The organism is Angustibacter peucedani (genome assembly GCF_054779595.1).
Window position 1 is genome coordinate 31,590 of record NZ_BAAGXY010000007.1, and the last position, 16,513, is coordinate 48,102.

The 16,513-nt window shown below is 75.0% G+C and carries 18 protein-coding genes; 1 reads left to right on the forward strand and 17 read right to left on the reverse strand.

The window, feature by feature from the left end; genetic code table 11:
• Nucleotides 1-41: 41 nt before the first annotated feature.
• From ACYVJ4_RS02405 to ACYVJ4_RS02445, 9 genes are read right to left on the reverse strand one after another with little or no spacing between them, the layout of a single operon-like run.
• The gene (locus ACYVJ4_RS02405; protein WP_460458506.1) at nt 42-536 is read right to left on the reverse strand and encodes a GNAT family N-acetyltransferase; all 495 of its coding nucleotides are present in this window, start codon (nt 534-536) and stop codon (nt 42-44) included.
• Nucleotides 533-943, reverse strand: coding sequence for a TraR/DksA family transcriptional regulator (locus tag ACYVJ4_RS02410; RefSeq protein ID WP_460458507.1), 411 nt, complete (start codon nt 941-943; stop codon nt 533-535). The genes ACYVJ4_RS02405 and ACYVJ4_RS02410 overlap by 4 nt, the downstream gene beginning before the upstream one ends.
• Nucleotides 933-1,946 carry a c-type cytochrome biogenesis protein CcsB gene (gene ccsB / locus ACYVJ4_RS02415; RefSeq protein WP_460458508.1) on the reverse strand — a complete coding sequence of 338 codons (1,014 nt, stop codon included), beginning with the start codon at nt 1,944-1,946 and terminating at the stop codon, nt 933-935. The genes ACYVJ4_RS02410 and ccsB overlap by 11 nt, the downstream gene beginning before the upstream one ends.
• Nucleotides 1,943-3,553: a cytochrome c biogenesis protein ResB gene (gene resB, locus ACYVJ4_RS02420; protein ID WP_460458509.1), complete on the reverse strand. Its 1,611-nt coding sequence runs from the start codon at nt 3,551-3,553 to the stop codon at nt 1,943-1,945. Before resB ends, ccsB begins: the two co-directional genes overlap by 4 nt.
• Entirely contained in the window at nt 3,550-4,311 is a 762-nt protein-coding gene (locus ACYVJ4_RS02425) for a cytochrome c biogenesis CcdA family protein (RefSeq protein WP_460458510.1), read from the reverse strand. The genes resB and ACYVJ4_RS02425 overlap by 4 nt, the downstream gene beginning before the upstream one ends.
• Nucleotides 4,308-4,907: a TlpA family protein disulfide reductase gene (locus tag ACYVJ4_RS02430; protein WP_460458511.1), complete on the reverse strand. Its 600-nt coding sequence runs from the start codon at nt 4,905-4,907 to the stop codon at nt 4,308-4,310. Before ACYVJ4_RS02430 ends, ACYVJ4_RS02425 begins: the two co-directional genes overlap by 4 nt.
• Complete coding sequence (locus ACYVJ4_RS02435) at nt 4,907-5,548, reverse strand: histidine phosphatase family protein (protein ID WP_460458512.1); 642 nt, start codon at nt 5,546-5,548, stop codon at nt 4,907-4,909. The genes ACYVJ4_RS02430 and ACYVJ4_RS02435 overlap by 1 nt, the downstream gene beginning before the upstream one ends.
• Complete coding sequence (hemL, locus tag ACYVJ4_RS02440; RefSeq protein WP_460458513.1) at nt 5,545-6,909, reverse strand: glutamate-1-semialdehyde 2,1-aminomutase; 1,365 nt, start codon at nt 6,907-6,909, stop codon at nt 5,545-5,547. The genes ACYVJ4_RS02435 and hemL overlap by 4 nt, the downstream gene beginning before the upstream one ends.
• Before the next feature lie 35 nt (nt 6,910-6,944).
• On the reverse strand, nt 6,945-7,415 hold the full coding sequence (locus ACYVJ4_RS02445; protein WP_460458514.1) for a MarR family winged helix-turn-helix transcriptional regulator: 471 nt from the start codon (nt 7,413-7,415) through the stop codon (nt 6,945-6,947).
• Nucleotides 7,416-7,535: 120 nt separating this feature from the next.
• Between ACYVJ4_RS02445 and ACYVJ4_RS02450 the strand changes: the two genes are divergently transcribed.
• Entirely contained in the window at nt 7,536-8,102 is a 567-nt protein-coding gene (locus ACYVJ4_RS02450; protein WP_460458515.1) for a YceI family protein, read from the forward strand.
• Between the two features lie 86 nt (nt 8,103-8,188).
• Here ACYVJ4_RS02450 and ACYVJ4_RS02455 read toward each other — a convergent pair whose 3' ends face one another.
• The 8 genes from ACYVJ4_RS02455 to ACYVJ4_RS02490 form a co-directional block, all read right to left on the reverse strand.
• Nucleotides 8,189-9,943: a hypothetical protein gene (locus ACYVJ4_RS02455; protein ID WP_460458516.1), complete on the reverse strand. Its 1,755-nt coding sequence runs from the start codon at nt 9,941-9,943 to the stop codon at nt 8,189-8,191.
• Between the two features lie 102 nt (nt 9,944-10,045).
• Nucleotides 10,046-11,026: a porphobilinogen synthase gene (gene hemB, locus ACYVJ4_RS02460; protein WP_460458517.1), complete on the reverse strand. Its 981-nt coding sequence runs from the start codon at nt 11,024-11,026 to the stop codon at nt 10,046-10,048.
• Nucleotides 11,027-11,034: 8 nt separating this feature from the next.
• On the reverse strand, nt 11,035-12,651 hold the full coding sequence (locus ACYVJ4_RS02465; RefSeq protein WP_460458518.1) for a bifunctional uroporphyrinogen-III C-methyltransferase/uroporphyrinogen-III synthase: 1,617 nt from the start codon (nt 12,649-12,651) through the stop codon (nt 11,035-11,037).
• Nucleotides 12,648-13,670: a hydroxymethylbilane synthase gene (gene hemC / locus ACYVJ4_RS02470; RefSeq protein ID WP_460458519.1), complete on the reverse strand. Its 1,023-nt coding sequence runs from the start codon at nt 13,668-13,670 to the stop codon at nt 12,648-12,650. Before hemC ends, ACYVJ4_RS02465 begins: the two co-directional genes overlap by 4 nt.
• Nucleotides 13,667-15,001: a glutamyl-tRNA reductase gene (locus ACYVJ4_RS02475; protein ID WP_460458520.1), complete on the reverse strand. Its 1,335-nt coding sequence runs from the start codon at nt 14,999-15,001 to the stop codon at nt 13,667-13,669. Before ACYVJ4_RS02475 ends, hemC begins: the two co-directional genes overlap by 4 nt.
• On the reverse strand, nt 14,998-15,702 hold the full coding sequence (locus tag ACYVJ4_RS02480) for a redox-sensing transcriptional repressor Rex (protein ID WP_460458521.1): 705 nt from the start codon (nt 15,700-15,702) through the stop codon (nt 14,998-15,000). The genes ACYVJ4_RS02475 and ACYVJ4_RS02480 overlap by 4 nt, the downstream gene beginning before the upstream one ends.
• Before the next feature lie 184 nt (nt 15,703-15,886).
• Complete coding sequence (locus tag ACYVJ4_RS02485; RefSeq protein ID WP_460458522.1) at nt 15,887-16,171, reverse strand: glutaredoxin family protein; 285 nt, start codon at nt 16,169-16,171, stop codon at nt 15,887-15,889.
• Nucleotides 16,172-16,190: 19 nt separating this feature from the next.
• The coding region (locus ACYVJ4_RS02490) for a response regulator transcription factor (RefSeq protein ID WP_460458523.1) at nt 16,191-16,513 on the reverse strand (323 nt) is incomplete at its 5' end.

Here is a 16,513-nt window from a genome sequence, read left to right on the forward strand (position 1 = left end):
GCCATTTCTCACGAAGGTGCCCTGGCGGGCGGGCGGGTGGGTCAGAGGGTGAGGGCGTAGCCGAGCAGCAGGACGTGCGGTGCGGGGCGCCAGTCGCGGTCGGGTGCACGCACGAAGCCCTCCGACTCGTACAGCGCGTGCGCCGGCGCCATCTCGGTGCTGGTGCAGATGACCACGCGCGACGCACCCGCCGCCCGCGACCGCTCGACGCACGCCCGCACCAGCAGCCGCCCGACGCCGCGCCCGCGGGCCGAGCGGTCGACGGCGAGCATCCGGAACTCGGTCTCGCCCTCGCGCGAGACCTCCGCGTACGCCGAGCCGGCCCGCACGAACGACACCGTGCCGAGCAGCGCGGACGTCGCGTCGTCCACGGCCACGAGCAGCTCGCTGTGCAGCGCGCGGTCGGACGCGCGGCGCAGCGTCAGCTGGTAGTCGGTGCCCTCGGGCACCAGCCCGTCGTCGAGGTAGGCGCGGGCGGTCAGCTCGCCGACGGCGTCGAGCTCCTCGGGCCGGGCGACCCGCACCTGCACGCTCATCGGCCCAGTCTGCCGGAGCCCGAGCCGATGCCGCCCCCGGCGCACCGGATGCAGCGCCGCGCCGTCGGACGCGCCACCAGCCGCTCGGGGTCGATCGGCTCGCCGCAGACCTCGCACCGCCCGTAGTCCCCGTCGGCGAGCCGCACCAGCGCGGCCTCGACGTCCCGCAGCCGCTCGCGGGCGGCGTCCAGCACGGTCATCAGCTGGGCCCGCTCGAAGGCGATGGTCGCGCCCTCGGGGTCGTGCTCGTCGTCCGCGTTGGAGTCCTCGGACGCCTCGACCACCCGGTCCACGTCGCGCTCGAGCGTGGCCACCTGCTCGCGCGCCCGGTCGCGCTCGGCGGTCAGGACGGCGACGAGCCCGGACGGCGGCTCGTGCGGCGGCCCGGACGGCGGCTCAGCCGACACCGGCGTAGCTGTGCCAGCCGACGAAGAAGATGTTGACGACGAGGAAGTTGAACAGCAGGCAGCCGAACCCGACGATCGCGATCGTGGCGGACTTGCGCCCCTGCCAGCCGCGGGTCGCCCGCGCGTGCAGGTAGCCCGCGTAGACCACCCAGATCACGAAGGTCCAGACCTCCTTGGGGTCCCAGCCCCAGTAGCGGCCCCAGGCGCTCTCGGCCCAGATCGACCCGGCCACCAGCGTGAACGTCCACAGCGGGAAGGCCACCGCGTGCAGCCGGTAGGACGCGAGGTCGAGCTCGCGCGCGCCGGGCAGGGCGTCCATGAACGAGCGGCCCACCGGCAGCCCGGCGGCCCGGCGCTGGGCGCGGCGGTCCTGGGCGAGGTAGAGCACGGTGAGCGAGAACGCCAGCGTCAGCAGGGCGCTGGCGATGAACGCCACGCTCACGTGGATCGCCAGCCAGTAGCTCTTGAGCGACGGCACCACCTGCGCGGCGCGCGTGTACAGCACCGTGACGGCCAGACCGAGCGTGAGCAGCACCGGACCCACGACGAACGCGCCGAGGTAGCGCAGGTCGCGCCAGCGCAGCGTCACCAGGTAGACCGCCGTGACGACGGCCGCGCCGGCGACCGAGAACTCGAACATGTTGCTCCACGGCGGCCGCTGCACCGCGGCCCCGCGCATCGCGACCGACCCGGCGTGCAGCAGCAGCGCCAGGACCGTCAGCGAGGTCCCGATCGCGGCGGCCTTGCGCGGCTCGGCGGCGAGCGGGGAGGGGATGGCCGGCTCGGCGGGTCGGCCGGCGGCGGTCGCGACGCCGGACGTCGACCCGCCCCCCACGGCGGCGAGCTCGCGCTGGTCAGCGGCGGTCAGCTCGCGCTGCCGCTCGGCCCGCGCGGCACCGCCCGCGAGGTCGCTCGTGTAGGCCAGGAACGCCGCGGCGTAGGCCGCCATCGAGCCGTACAGCAGCAGGTTGGCCTGCGTGGCCAGGGTCTCGTCGACGCTCACGCGTCCCTCCTCGTCTGCGGGACGCCGAGCGCCGCCAGGGCGCGGTCGATCTCGTCGTCCAGGCCGGTGTCCTCGCCGCGGGCGATCGCGCCGACCTCGACCAATGTACGGGGCGGGCCGTCGCCGGAGCCGGCCGCGTCGCGCTCGTCGTCCTCGGCCGGTCGCACCCGCACGAACAGCCGGCGCCGCGGCACGAACAACGACAGCGCCAGCCCGATCATCGCGGCCACCGCGGCGCCGAGCGCCCAGCCCTTGCCCGGGTCGTGCCGGATCGAGAGCCCGGCGAACCGCTCGACCCGGTCGAACGTCACCGACCCGCGTCCGCCGGGCAGCTTCACGGTGTCGCCCGGCCGCAGCACGGTGCGGAAGATGTCGCCGTCCGAGGTTCGCAGGCTCTTCAGCCCGTCGGTGTTGAGCGTGTAGACCGACTGCGGCGCACCGGTCCCGAGCCCGAGGTCGCCCTCGAGGGCCGTCATGACCAGCACCGGGTTGAGAGCGTCGGGGAACACCGACGTCGGCATGCCGCCGACCTCCGACGCGGTCGGAAGGAACTGCCCGATCAGGCCGAGCTGCTGCGGCTGCGCGCCGGGCACCTTCACCACGCCGGTCGAGGTGTAGTTGCCGTTCTGCGGCAGGAACGGGGTCGGGTCGGAGTAGACGACGGCGCCGGTGCTGTCGCGCACCGTGATCACCGGGGCGTAGCCGTTGCCGAGCAGGTAGACCTTGGCGCCGTCGACGCCGAGCGGGTGGTTGACGCGGATCCGGCCGGCCACGGCGGCGTCGGCCGGCTCGTCGCGCGAGGTGACCTTCGCGCTGAAGTCGCGCGGCGCGCCTCGCTGCTCCTCGCCGCGCTCGAAGCTGACGTCGAGCTGGTCGACCCGCACCGAGAACGGCGGGAGGTTCTCGGTGTCGACCCACGGGCCGGGGTCGATGGTGTCGTAGGTCGACACGGTGTTGCTGAACGTCTGACCCACCGGCACGACGACGTCGCCGCGCCAGCCCAGCAGGTGCCCCAGCGCCACGGCCACCAGCAGGACCACCAGCGCGAGGTGGAACACCAGGTTGCCGGTCTCGCGGACGTAGCCGCGCTCGGCGCTGATGACGTCGTCGGCGACGTCGACCCGGAATCGCTTGCGCCGCAACGCCTTCGCCAGCTCGTCCAGAGCCTCGGACGGCGAGCGGTCGACCGTCGCCGTGCGGTGGGCCGGCAGCCGGTCGAGCCGCGACGGCGCCCGCGGCGGCCGCGCCCGCAGCGCCCGCACGTGCTGGCGGCTGCGCGGCAGCACGCACCCCACCAGCGAGACGAAGAGCAGCAGGTAGATCGACGAGAACCAGACCGACGAGTACACGTCGAAGCCGCCCAGCCGGTCGATCCACGGACCGGACGTCGGGTGGGCCTGCAGGTAGCCGGTGACCTTGCTGGCGTCGACCCCCCGCTGCGGCAGCACCGAGCCGGGCACCGCCGCCACGGCGAGCAGCAGCAGCAGGAACAGCGCGGTGCGCATGCTGGTGAGCTGGCGCCACACGAACCGCAGGGTGCCGACGAGCCCGAGCCGCGGCTGGTTGACCGGCGGCGCGACGCGGCCGGGGTCGCGGGTGGTCGTCACACCGCCACCTGGAACCCGGCGACGAGGGTGCCCACGCGGGTCAGCAGGTCGACCCACACGCCCGACACCATCAGCACGCCGATCACCACGAGCAGCACGCCGCCGGCCAGCTGCAGCCCGCGCTGGTGCCGGCGCAGCGCGGCCAGCCCGCGTGCGGCCCGCGCGTAGGCGAGCGCCGCCACGACGAAGGGCACGCCCAGCCCGAGGCTGTACGCGACGGCGAGCACGACGCCGCGCGAGGCCCCGCCACCCTCACCGGTGGCGAGCGCCAGCACGGCCGCCAGCGTCGGTCCCATGCACGGGCTCCAGCCCACCGCGAAGATCGCGCCGAGCAGTGGTGCACCCGCCAGGCCCGCGGCCGGCCGCCAGGACGGCTTCACCATGCGGCCGCCGCCCGGCAGCGCCCCGACGAAGAGCAGGCCCAGCGCGACCACCGCCACGCCGAGCACGCGCAGCAGCACGTCCTGGTGGCCCAGCACGGCGCGGGTGACGGCGCTGAAGGTGGCCGTCATGACGACGAACACCACGGTGAAGCCGAGGACGAAGAGCGCGGCACCGGCCGCCATCCGGCTGCGGCGCCGGCGCTCCAGCTCGACCCCGCCGAGCCCGGTGACGTAGCCGAGGTACCCCGGCACCAGCGGCAGCACGCAGGGCGAGGCGAACGACACGAACCCGGCGACCGCCGCGACCAGCAGCGCGGCCGGCATCGAGCCAGACCCGACGACGTCCGCGAAGGAGCCCGAGGCCAGCCCGCTCACGACGACTCGTCCAGCACGTCCTGCACCATGTCGCGCAGCGTCGAGCCCTTCGCCTCGCCCGAGATCCGCCCGGCGAGCCGGCCCTGGCGGTCGAGCACCAGCGTCGTCGGCGTGGCCGACGCCTTGCCCTGCAGCTGCAGCAGCACGCCGCCGCCGTCCCACTCCAGCGACGGGTAGGTGATGTCCAGCTTGCGCTGGAACGCGAGCCCGGCGTCCTTGCCCTCGCGGACGTCGATGCCCACGAACTGCACGTCCTGGCCCTCGAAGCCGGCCCAGGTGCGTTGCAGCCCAGGGGCTTCGGCGTTGCAGGGCGGGCACCACGAGCCCCAGGTGTTGAGCACCACGACCTTGCCCCGGGCGGACGAGGTGTCGAGCGGCTCGCCCTCGAGGGTGGTGCCCTTCACCGAGATGGTCGTGCGGCGGTCGGCAGCCGCGATCTGCTCGACCGTGCCGTCGCCCGCGACGTAGCCCTTGCCGTCGCCCGCCTGGGCCTGCGACGCCACCGAGTTGCCGTCGCCCGAGCAGCCGGCCAGCGCGGGGACGGCGAGCGCGAGCGCCACCGCCGCCACCCCGCGCGCGAGCCGACCGCGACGCATCAGGCCCCCGCGACCTGGCTCGCGCCGGGCAGCAGGCTCGCCGCGGGCTCGCTGAAGTCGATCGAGACCAGCCGGTCGTCGTCGTAGGTCAGGGACGTGAGCGAGGCCAGGCTGCACTGCCGCTTGCGCGGGTCGTGCCACAGCCGCCGTCCTTCGAGCGCGAGCCGCGCGATCCACACCGGCGACTGGTGCGACACCAACACGGCCTCGTGGCCGCGGGCCTCGCCGCGCGCGCGGTCGACGACCGCGATCATCCGGGCCGCGATCTGCTCGTACGGCTCGCCCCACGACGGGCGGAACGGGTTGACCAGCTTGGGCCAGTGGCCCGGGTGCTTGAGCGAGCCGTCGCCGACGCCGAAGGTCATGCCCTCGAAGTGGTTGCCCGCCTCGATCAGCCGGACGTCGAGCGGCACGACGAGCCCGTGCGCAGCTGCGATCGGCGCCGCGGTCTCCTGCGCCCGCTCCAGCGGCGAGGAGATGACGGTGGTGACGTCGTGGTCGGCGAGGTGCGCGGCCACGAGGTCGGCCATGCGGCGCCCGCGGTCCGACAGGTGGTAGCCGGGCAGCCGGCCGTAGAGCACGCCCTCGGGGTTGTGCACCTCGCCGTGGCGCAGCAGGTGGACGACGGTGCGCTGGCTCACGGGGTCGCTCCCTCGGTGGTGGGCGTCGCGGCCTGCGCGGCGGCCCGCGCGGCCTCGGGCAGCGCGGCGAGCACCCGCTCGACCGCCGCGTCGTCGTGCGCGGCCGAGACGAACCACGCCTCGAACGCGCTGGGCGGCAGGTGCACGCCCTGGCGCAGCATGGCGTGGAAGAAGGCCGTGAAGGCGCCGAGGTCCTGGCTGCGGGCGCCGTCGTAGTCGCGCACCGCCTCGTCGGTGAAGAACACGCTGAACATGCTGCCCGCGTGCTGCACGACGTGGGGCACGCCCTCGGCGTCGAGCGCGGCCGAGGCACCGGCCGACAGCGCCGAGGCCACGACGTCGAGCCGGTCGTAGACGTCGTCCGTGCAGTGCTGCAGGGTCGTCAGCCCGGCGGCGGTCGCGACCGGGTTCCCCGAGAGCGTGCCGGCCTGGTAGACCGGCCCCTCCGGCGCGAGCAGCGCCATCAGGTCGGCCCGCCCGCCGAACGCCGCCGCCGGGAAGCCGCCGCCCATGACCTTGCCGAAGGTCAGCAGGTCGGGCGCGCCGCCGTCCGGGACGCCCTCGAGCCCGAGCCACCCCGCGCGCGAGCAGCGGAAGCCGGTCATCACCTCGTCGCTCACCAGCAGCGCGCCGTGGGCGCTCGTCAGCCGGCGCAGCGCGGCGGTGAAGCCGGGCAGCGGGGGGACGACCCCCATGTTGCCGGGCGAGGCCTCGGTGATGACGCAGGCGATCTCGTCGCCGTGCTCGGCGAACACCGCCTCGAGCGCGGGGACGTCGTTGTACGGGACGACGACCGTGTCGGCCGCGGACGCCCCGGTCACCCCGGGGCTGTCGGGCAGCGCGAACGTCGCCAGCCCGCTGCCGGCCGAGGCCAGCAGCGCGTCGACGTGGCCGTGGTAGCAGCCGGCGAACTTCACGACCTTGGCCCGGCCGGTGGCGCCGCGGGCCAGCCGGATCGCGCTCATCGTGGCCTCGGTGCCGCTGCTCACCAGCCGCACCTGCTCGACCGGCTCGACCCGCGCCACGATCTCCTCGGCGAGCAGCACCTCGTTCTCGCTGGGCGTGCCGAAGCTGAAGCCGTGCGCCGCGGCCTCGCGGACCGCGTCGAGCACCGCCGGGTGGGCGTGCCCGAGGATCATCGGGCCCCACGAGCAGAGCAGGTCCACGTACTCGCGGCCGTCCGCGTCGTACAGGTACGGCCCCTGCGCGCGGGCGGTGAAGCGTGGCGTCCCACCCACGGCGCGGAACGCCCGCACCGGCGAGTTGACGCCGCCGGGCGTGACCCGCCGGGCCCGCTCGAGCAGGGCGGCGCTGGCCGGGACGTCGTCGGGGTAGGGCGGGGCGGCGGTCACGCGCAGCATTGTCGCAAGCGCGGCTGAGCGGCCGCCGGGCGGCTCTAGACCGCGACCAGGCCGCGCGGGTCGAGCCCGTCGGCCACCCGGGCCAGTGCCGCGCCCAGGGCCAGGAACTCCTCGCGGCTCATGACGTCGAGCAGGTGGCTGCGCACCTGCTCGACGTGGGTGTGCGCCGCGGCCTCCAGCGTGCGGAAGCCCTCGTCGGTGAGCAGGCACTCGACGCCGCGGCCGTCTCGCGTGCAGGACCGGCGCTGCACCAGGCCGTCGCGCTCGAGCCGGGCGACGGTGTGGGTCAGCCGGCTGCGCGAGCTGACGACGCCGGCGGCCAGCTCCGACATCCGCATCGTGCGGTCGGGGCGCTCGCTCAGGCGCACCAGGATCTCGTACTCGGGGTGGCTCAGGCCGTGCTGCTCCAGGCCGCGCCGCAGCTCCTCGTCCAGCAGGCGCACGGCCCGCAGGTAGGAGCGCCAGGCGACCTGCTCGTCGGCGTCCAGCCAGCGGGTCTCGCTCATGGGAATGATCCTATCGGACCGAAAGTTGAAAGATAAACCAACCTGGTCTACGGTAGTTGAGAAGCCAACCACCGGGACCAAGGTTCCCACGGACCTCACCCCACCACCACAGGGAGCGTCATGAGCACCAGCACCGTCACCACTCTTCCGGGCCTGACCGCCGGCACCTGGACGATCGACCCCTCGCACTCCGAGGTCGGCTTCGTCGTCCGCCACATGATGGTCAGCAAGGTCAAGGGCCGTTTCGCCAAGGTCACCGGCACCATCACGGTCGCCGAGAACGTCCTGGAGTCCTCGGTCGTCGCCGAGGTCGACGCCGCGAGCATCGACACCCGCGACGAGAACCGCGACAACCACCTGCGCTCGGCCGACTTCTTCGACGTCGAGACCCACCCGACCTGGTCGTTCACCTCGACCGGCATCCGCGCCGACGGCGACGACTTCCTGCTGGACGGCGACCTGACGCTGCACGGCACCACCCGCCCCGTGACCTTCGAGCTCGAGTTCGGCGGCGCCGCGGGCAACCCGCTGGCCGACGGCAACCCGACCGCCGGCTTCAGCGCCGAGACCGAGATCAGCCGCAAGGACTTCGGCCTGGAGTGGAACGTCGCCCTCGAGACCGGCGGCGTGCTGGTCGGCGACAAGGTCAAGATCGCCCTCGAGATCGAGGCCGGCAAGAGCGCCTGACGCTCCCGCTGACGCCACGAGGCCAGCTCCCCCCGCGCGGGGGGAGCCGGCCTCGTCGTCGTGCTGGGCCGTGCGGGGTGGAGCGGTCAGAGCAGGTAGACGTCGTACGCCTTGACGAACGGCTCGACCACGGCCGACGTCGTGACGCTGCGGGTCACCAGCACGTCGCCGGACTCGGCGTCGACCAGCGACGCCTCGACGGTGTCGTTGCGCGGCTGGGCGCTCAGCGCCCGCAGCAGGCCGACGAACGAGCCGGGCTCGCTCTGGTCCTCCATGAACCCGCCGGCGCTCATCACCAGCACGACGTCCTTGTACCGGGCGCTCGCCGGCACCTTCAGCGAGGTGACGACCGACGTCTTGGTCGCGGCGTCGCGGTACTTCGACAGCGTCGTGCGGGTGCTGACCCACGCGCCGACCTGGCTGCGCAGGCCGCCCGAGGTGAGCCGCACCCACTTCCCGGCCTTCTTGACCTCGACGACCGGCGAGCGCCAGGTCGTGGCAGCCGAGCTGACCGTTCCGTCGAGCCGGACGCCGGTCAGCGAGACCTGCTCGAACGGCTGGTCGGTGATGCTGGCGACGGTCGAGTAGACCCAGTCGGCGACCTGGAAGTCCAGGGCGTCGACCGAGCTCAGGGCCGTGAAGGTGTTGCGGACGGCGACGCTGAAGACCTTGCCCGAGGCCACGCGGCCGGAGACCGTGAGCGTCACCTTGGCGGTGCCCTTGCTGGCCGCCGAGCCCATGACCCGGTCGACGTTGTACACCGTGTGGAACGCGGCGGCGTCGCCCGACAGGTCGGCCTCGGCGATCTGGGTGGTGCCGGTGCGGGTGACCCCGGACTCGACCCGGGTCAGCCGCGAGACCACCGGCACGGTCGCCGGGCCGGCGCCGAGCTCGGCCCTCAGGCCGAGGGTGCGGTCGCGGTCGACGGTGCCGATGACCGGGCCGAAGTTCGCGACCTTGAACGGCCCGTTGACCGGGTCGGGCTGCACGTAGACGGCGTCGGCCGAGTGCGCGCTGTAGGTGGTGACCCCGGCGTCCATGAACGGGTGCCCGAACGCGACGGCCTCGCCCGAGCAGGTGAACGTCGTGGTGCCGACGCCCCCGAGGGTGGCGTCGCCGTACGCGGCCGCGACGGCGAAGTTGTCGCCGCCGGCCAGCGCGGGTGCGGCCTGGGCCGACGGGCCCGACGTGCCGGCCAGGACGACGGGCACGCCGGCGCGCTTGGACAGCCGGTCGGCCAGCTTCTGGGCGCTCTGGCCGGTGGCGCCGTTGACGACGATCGGCGTGCGCAGCCGCGAGAAGCCCTGCGCCGCAGCGGTTGCCGTGACCTCTCCGGTGCGGGCCAGGCGCTGGGCGACCTTCGGCGCGACGGCGACGCGGCGCGGCGAGCGGGCCGTGACGTCGTCCGGGTCGGCGCTGAGCAGGGTCTGCAGCGACTCGGCAGGCGTGATGCCCGCTATGGGCGAGGACGCGCTGAGGCCGTAGGAGACCGAGCCGATGAGCTGGCCGCCGTCGGTGTACACCGGCGAGCCGGACATGCCGGCCCAGACGCCGCCGGCGCGCTGCAGCGCCGGCGAGTCGAGGTCGGCCATGATCATGTCGACGCCGGGCGCGATGCCGTCGGTGATCCGGCCGAGCACCGTCGCGGTGAAGGTGTCAGGCGTCGAGCCGCGCTCGACGGTCCAGCCGGTGCCGGTGAGGCCGTCGACCGCGTCGGCCGTCGGCAGCGCGGTGGGGCAGTCGACGGGCGCCGGCGGCGGCGCGGCCTGCGCCGGCGCGGCCGTCAGGGTCGCGACGACAGCCGCCCCCAGCGCAGCCGCGACCCAGGTGTGACGAGACATGGTGGTTCCCCCGTGAAGATGGTGGTGGCCGGTCGCCGATGACCGGCTCACGCGCAGCGTAGACGGCCCCGAGGGCCGCCCGGGGCGGAACCGCCGAAACCGTCAGGAACGGCGCAGCAGCGGGGCGACCTCGGCCGCCCAGTAGGTCAGGACGACCTGCGCGCCGGCCCGGCGGATCGCGACGAGCGACTCCATGATCGCGCGCTCGCGGTCGACCATGCCGGCGGCCGCGGCGGCCTCGACCATCGCGTACTCGCCGCTCACCTGGTAGGCCGCCACCGGCACGTCGCTGATCTCGGCGACGGCCCGCACGACGTCCAGGTAGGGCAGCGCGGGCTTGACCATCACCAGGTCGGCGCCCTCGTCGAGGTCCAGCCGCACCTCGCGCAGCGCCTCGACGGCGTTCGCGGCGTCCTGCTGGTACGTCGTCCGGTCGCCGACGAGCGTCGAGCCCACGGCCTCGCGGAACGGGCCGAAGAACGCGGACGCGTACTTGGCGGCGTACGCCAGCAGCAGGACGTCGGTGCGCCCGGCGGCGTCCAGGGCGGCGCGGACGTGCCCGACCTGGCCGTCCATCATCCCGCTGAGCCCGACGACGTGGGCGCCGGCCCCGGCCTGTGCCAGGGCCATGTCGGCGTAGCGCTCGAGCGTGGCGTCGTTGTCGACCGTGCCGTCGGCGGCGAGCACGCCGCAGTGGCCGTGGTCGGTGAACTCGTCGAGGCACAGGTCGGCCATGACGACCAGGTCGTCGCCGACCTCCTCTCGCACCGCGCGCAGCGCGACGTTCAGGATCCCGTCCGGGTCGTCGGCGCCGCTGCCGATCGCGTCGCGGTGCTGGGGGACGCCGAACAGCATGACGCCGCCCAGCCCCAGCTCGACCGCCTCGCGGGCGGCCGCGCGCAGCGTCGCCAGCGAGTGCTGGACGACGCCCGGCATGCTCTGCAGCGGCACGGGCTGCTCGGCGCCCTCGAGGACGAACAGCGGCAGCACCAGGTCGGCCGGGTGCAGGCGCGTCTCGCTGACCAGCCGGCGCACGGCCGGGGACTGGCGCAGCCGGCGCGGCCGCTGGACCGGGAACCCCACGGGCGGTCTCAGCGCGCCTTGCGGCGCGCCGCGCCCTTGCGCTCGCTCGGGCGCACGACCGGCTCGCCGGCCTCGAGCGCGGCCAGCCGCAGCCCGGTGCCGTACTCGGCGAGCGCCTCGACCAGCGAGGCCGCGGAGGCCTCGGGCGCGAGGACGTCGACCCGCAGGCCGTGCTCCTCGGCGGTCTTGGCGGTCGCCGGCCCGATGCAGGCCACGACGGTGGCCGCGTGCGGCTTGCCGGCGATGCCGACCAGGTTGCGCACGGTCGAGCTCGAGGTGAAGACCACGGCGTCGAAGCGGCCCGACTTGATGGCCTCGCGGACGGGAGCGGCCGGCGGCGCGGCGCGCACGGTGCGGTACGCCGTGACGTCGTCGACCTCCCAGCCGATCTCGTGCAGCCCGGCCACCAGGGTGTCGGTGGCGATGTCGGCGCGCGGCAGGAAGACCCGGTTGATCGGGTCGAGCACCTCGTCGAACGGCGGCCAGTCCTCGAGCAGGCCGTGGGCGGACTGCTCGCCGTTCGGCACCAGGTCGGGCTCGATCCCCCACTCCTGCAACGCCTTGGCGGTGACGCCGCCGACGGCAGCGACCTTCAGGCCCGAGAAGGCGCGGGCGTCGAGCCCGAACTCCTCGAACTTCTCGCGGACGGCGCGCACGGCGTTGACGCTGGTGAACCCGACCCACTCGTAGCGGCCGGTCACCAGGCCCTTGATCGCCCGCTCCATCTGCTGCGGCGTGCGGGGCGGCTCGACCGAGATGGTCGGCACGACCTCGCTGACGGCTCCGAAGTCGGCCAGCCGCTCGGTGGTCGAGCCGGCCTGGTCCTTGGTGCGGGGCACCAGGACGCGCCAGCCGAACAGCGGCTTGGTCTCGAACCACGACAGCTCGTCGCGCAGGGCCACGACGTCGCCCACGACGGCGAGCAGCGGCTTGCCGAGGTCGGCCCCGGCCAGCGTGGCGGCGGCCGTGGCCAGCGTCGCGGTGAGCGTGCGCTGCTCGGTCGAGGTGCCGTGGGTCGTCAGGGCGACCGGCGTCGACCCGTCGCGACCGGCGGCCAGCAGCTCGGCGAGCGACGCCTCGACGTGGTCGGGACCGCCGAGCACGACGACGGTGACGTCGGCGCCGGTCGAGCGCGCCCAGTCGACCTTGGTGTCGTGCGGGGTGACGACGTGGACGGCGCGAGAACCCTTGGCGGTCAACGGGATGCCGGCGTACGCGGGCACGGCCGACACGGCCGAGACGCCCGGCACGACCTCGAACGGCACCTGCGCCTTGCGGCAGGCCAGGGCCTCCTCGGCCAGGCCGTTGAAGGTCGCGGGGTCGCCGTCCATCAGGCGCACGACGCGACGACCGCCGCGGGCGGCGCGGGTGACGATCTTGGCGCGGCCGGCCTGGGTCAGCGGGGCGCCGTCCTCGCCGAAGCCGGCGTCGAGCACCTCGACGTCCGGACGGGCCCAACGGGCGACGTCCTCCTCGCGCAGGAGCTGGTCGAGGACGACGACGTCGGCCGCGGCGATGAGGTCGACCGCGCGCAGGGTGAGCAGGCCGGGGTCGCCGGGGCCGGTGCCGACGAAGGCGACGCTGCCGACGGGCTTGGCGGTGCGGCGGGTGGTCGTGGAGGTCACGAGGCACGCTCCGGGTGGTGACGGTGGGTGGACAGGTCTACGGGCTCTGCGGGTGGTGCGGCTGGTCCTGGTGGTCGCTCGGCCTCGGCGACCAGGTCGGCGGCGCCGTCCTCGAGCAGCTCGGCGGCGAGCGCGCGGCCCAGCCCGTCGGGGTCGGCCAGCGGTCCGGAAGCGCTGCGGCGCAGGGCGTCGGAGCCGTCGGGGGCGGCCACGACGGCGCGCAGCGAGAGCTCGACCACGACCGAGCCGGAGACGTCGAGCGACTCGACCACCTCGGCCAGCGCCCCGACGGGTGCGGTGCAGCCGGCCTCGAGCGCCGCCAGCAGCGCGCGCTCGGCGGTGACGGCGGCGCGGGTGTCGGGGTCGTCCAGCGCGGCGAGCGCCGCGACCAGCTCGGCGTCGTCGGCCCGGCACTCGACGGCCAGGGCGCCCTGGCCCGGCGCGGGCAGCACCTGCAGCGGGTCGAGCACCTCGGTGGCGTCGTCGGCGCGGCCGAGCCGCAGCAGGCCGGCGCGGGCCAGCAGCACGCCGTCGACGGTGCCCTCGGCGACCAGGCCGATGCGGGTGTCGACGTTGCCGCGGACCGGCACGACCTCGAGCCCGAGGCCGAGCGCGAGCACCTGGGCGGCACGGCGGGGCGACCCGGTGCCGAGCACCGCGCCCGCCGGCAGCTCGCCGAGGGTGAGGCCGTCGCGCGCCACCAGGACGTCGCGGGCGTCGGACCGGGCGGGCACGGCCGCGACGACCAGGCCGGGCTCGGGCGCGGTCGGCAGGTCCTTGAGCGAGTGGACGGCGAGGTCGACGTGGCCGTCGAGCACGGCCCGGCGCAGCGCCGCGGCGAACACGCCGGTGCCGCCGATCTGGGTCAGGTGCTCGCGCGACACGTCGCCCTCGGTGGTGACCTCGACCAGCTCGACGTCGCGGCCGGTGGCGGCGCGCACGGCCTCGGCGACCTGGCCGCTCTGGGCCAGCGCGAGGCGGCTGCGCCGGGTGCCGAGCCGCAGCGGGGCGGCGCTCATCGGCCCGCCTCCCCGGTGAGCAGGGCCGAGACGTCGCTCTCGAGCGGCACCTCCGAGACGGCGGTGACGTCGTCCGGTGCGAGGTCGAACAGCTCGCGCAGCGCGGCCGCGTACGAGCCGCCGTCGCTGCGGCTGGCGAGCTCCTTGACGCGCACGGTGGGGGCGTGGAGCAGCTTCTCGACGACGCGGTGCACGGTGTGCTGCAGCTCGTCGCGGACGGCGGGGTCGACGTCCGGCAGGCGGTGGCCCAGGCGGGCCAGCTCGGCTTCGACGACCTCGGCGGCACGGGCGCGCAGGGCCACGACCGTCGGGGCGACGGCCTGCACCCGGACGGCGGCGAGGTACTCCTCGACCTCGGCCTCCACCAGCTGGCGCACCTGGTCGACGCCCTCGTCCAGCGCGGCGGCGGAGAGGTCCTGGCCGAGCACCTCGAGGTCGGCGACGGTGACGCCCGGGACGGCGGCGACGGCGGGGTCGACGTCGCGCGGCAGGGCGAGGTCGACGTACAGCTGGGGGCGACCGGTCCGCAGGTCCGCTGCGGCAGAGGCGGTCTCGACGTCGACGACGTGTCCGACCGCACCGGTGCACGACACCACGAGGTCGGCCTGCGCGAGCTCGTCGCCCAGCGCGGTCAGCGGCACGGCGCGCGCATCGACGGCCACGGCGAGCCGCTCGGCGTGCTCGGGCGTCCGGTTGGCCACGGTGATCGACCCGGCACCCTGGCGCTGCAGGGTCGTGGCGGTCAGCGCGCTCATCGAGCCGGCGCCGACGACCAGCACCCGCAGGCCCGGCAGCGGCCCGAGCAGCCGCTCGGCGCGCTGCAGCCCCGCACTCACGAGCGAGGCGCCCGCGCGGTCGATGGCGGTCTCGGCGTGGGCCCGCTTGCCGACCCGCAACGCCTGCTGCATCAGGGGTTCGAGCACCCGGCCGGTGTCGCCGGCGTCCTGCGCGCCGCGCACGGCCTGGCGCAGCTGGCCGAGCACCTGGCTCTCGCCGACGGCCATCGAGTCGAGCCCGCAGGCCACCGAGAACAGGTGGGTGACGGCGCGGTCGGCGTAGTGCACGTACAGGTGGTCCTTGAGCTCGTCGAGCCCCACACCCGTTGCGCTGCAGAGGGATTCGCCCAGGTCGGCGAGGCCGCCGTGGAACGCGTCGACCTCCGCGTAGACCTCGACGCGGTTGCAGGTGGCGAGCACGAGCGACTCGCTGACGTGCTGACCCTTGAGCGCCAGGGCGGCCAGGTCGCGCGCGGCGTCGGCCGACAGCGCGACGCGCTCGAGCAGGCCGAGCGGGGCGGTGCGGTGCGACAGGCCGATGGCGAGCAGGCTCATGCCTCGCCTCCCGCGACCGACCCGAGGACGTCGGCGAGCGGGTCGCCGGCGCGCGCGAGCGCCTTGCGCTGCTCGTGGAACGCCAGGATCTGCAGCTCGGTCGACAGGTCGACCTTGCGGACGTCGACGTCGTCCGGCACCTGCAGCACGCAGGGCGCGAAGTTCAGGACGCTGCGCACGCCCGCGGCCACCAGGCGGTCGCAGACCTCCTGCGCGGGGCCCGCGGGGGTGGCGACGACGCCGATCGAGATCGGCGTGCGCGCGCTGATCTGCTCGAGGTCGTCCAGCGAGTGCACCGGCAGGCCGGACACCGTCTCGCCCACGACCCGGGGGTCGGTGTCGAACAGCGCGACGACCTCGAAGCCCCGGGTGGCGAAGCCCGCGTAGCCCGCGAGCGCGTGGCCCAGGTTGCCGATGCCGACGATGGCCACGGGCCAGTCCTGGGTCAGGCCGAGCTCGCGCGAGATCTGGTAGATCAGGTAGTCGACGTCGTAGCCGACACCGCGCACCCCGTACGAGCCGAGGTGCGAGAGGTCCTTGCGCAGCTTGGCGGAGTTCACGCCGGCCGCCGTGGCGAGCTCCTCGGACGACACGGTCGTGGTGTCGTGCTCGGCGAGCGCCGTCAGGGCACGCAGGTACACGGGTAGCCGTGCCACCGTGGCGTCCGGGATGCCCCGGCGCGTGACCTGCTCGTCGCTCACGTGCTGCCCTGCTCCTTGCTCGCGGCAGGCCCGCTCGCTGCACGTCCCACGGGGCGGCTAGCAGACGGCCTGCGCCGACGTGGACCCGGGGTGGGCCCCGTCCGGCTGTCGACCCCCACGATAGGCACTTGTGAACGTGCGCACAAAGTCGCGAGCACGGCCAGGCCTCCCGGGGTGAGCCACCTCACGCCCGGCGGCGGCTCCAGCGGCCCGCGCGACGGCCGTCGAGGGCGGCGCGCAGGCGCTGCTCGTCCACGCGGTAGAAGTCGTGCTGGGTGCCGTCGACCAGCACCACCGGCACCAGCTCGGAGTAGCGGCGCAGCAGGTCCGGGTCGTCGTCCACCGAGCGCTCGACCCAGCCGGCACCGGTGTCGTCGGCCACCCGGCGCACCACCTCGCGGGCGTCGTCGCACAGGTGGCAGCCGGGTCGGCCGACCAGCGTGATGCGCGGGGCGCCGGACGTCGTCACGAGCCCCAGCGTAGGCGGCTCAGCCGTCGATCAGCCCGTGCCGCCGGGCCAGCGCCGCGGCCTCGGTGCGCCCACCCGCGCCGAGCTTGGCCAGGATGTTCGACACGTGCACGCTCACGGTCTTGGTGCTGATGAACAGCTGCTGGCCGATCTCGCGGTTGCTGCGGCCGAGCGACACCAGGGCCAGCACCTCCCGCTCGCGCGCGGTCAGCGGCTGCTCCCCCGGCCCGTCCGACGTCCCCGCGCCGGACGTCGCCCGCGACCGCCCGCCGCCGGCCGGCCCGAGCAGGCGCAGCTCGCGCAGCAGCGGCTCGGCCCCCAGCCGCTGGGCCGTGGTGCGCG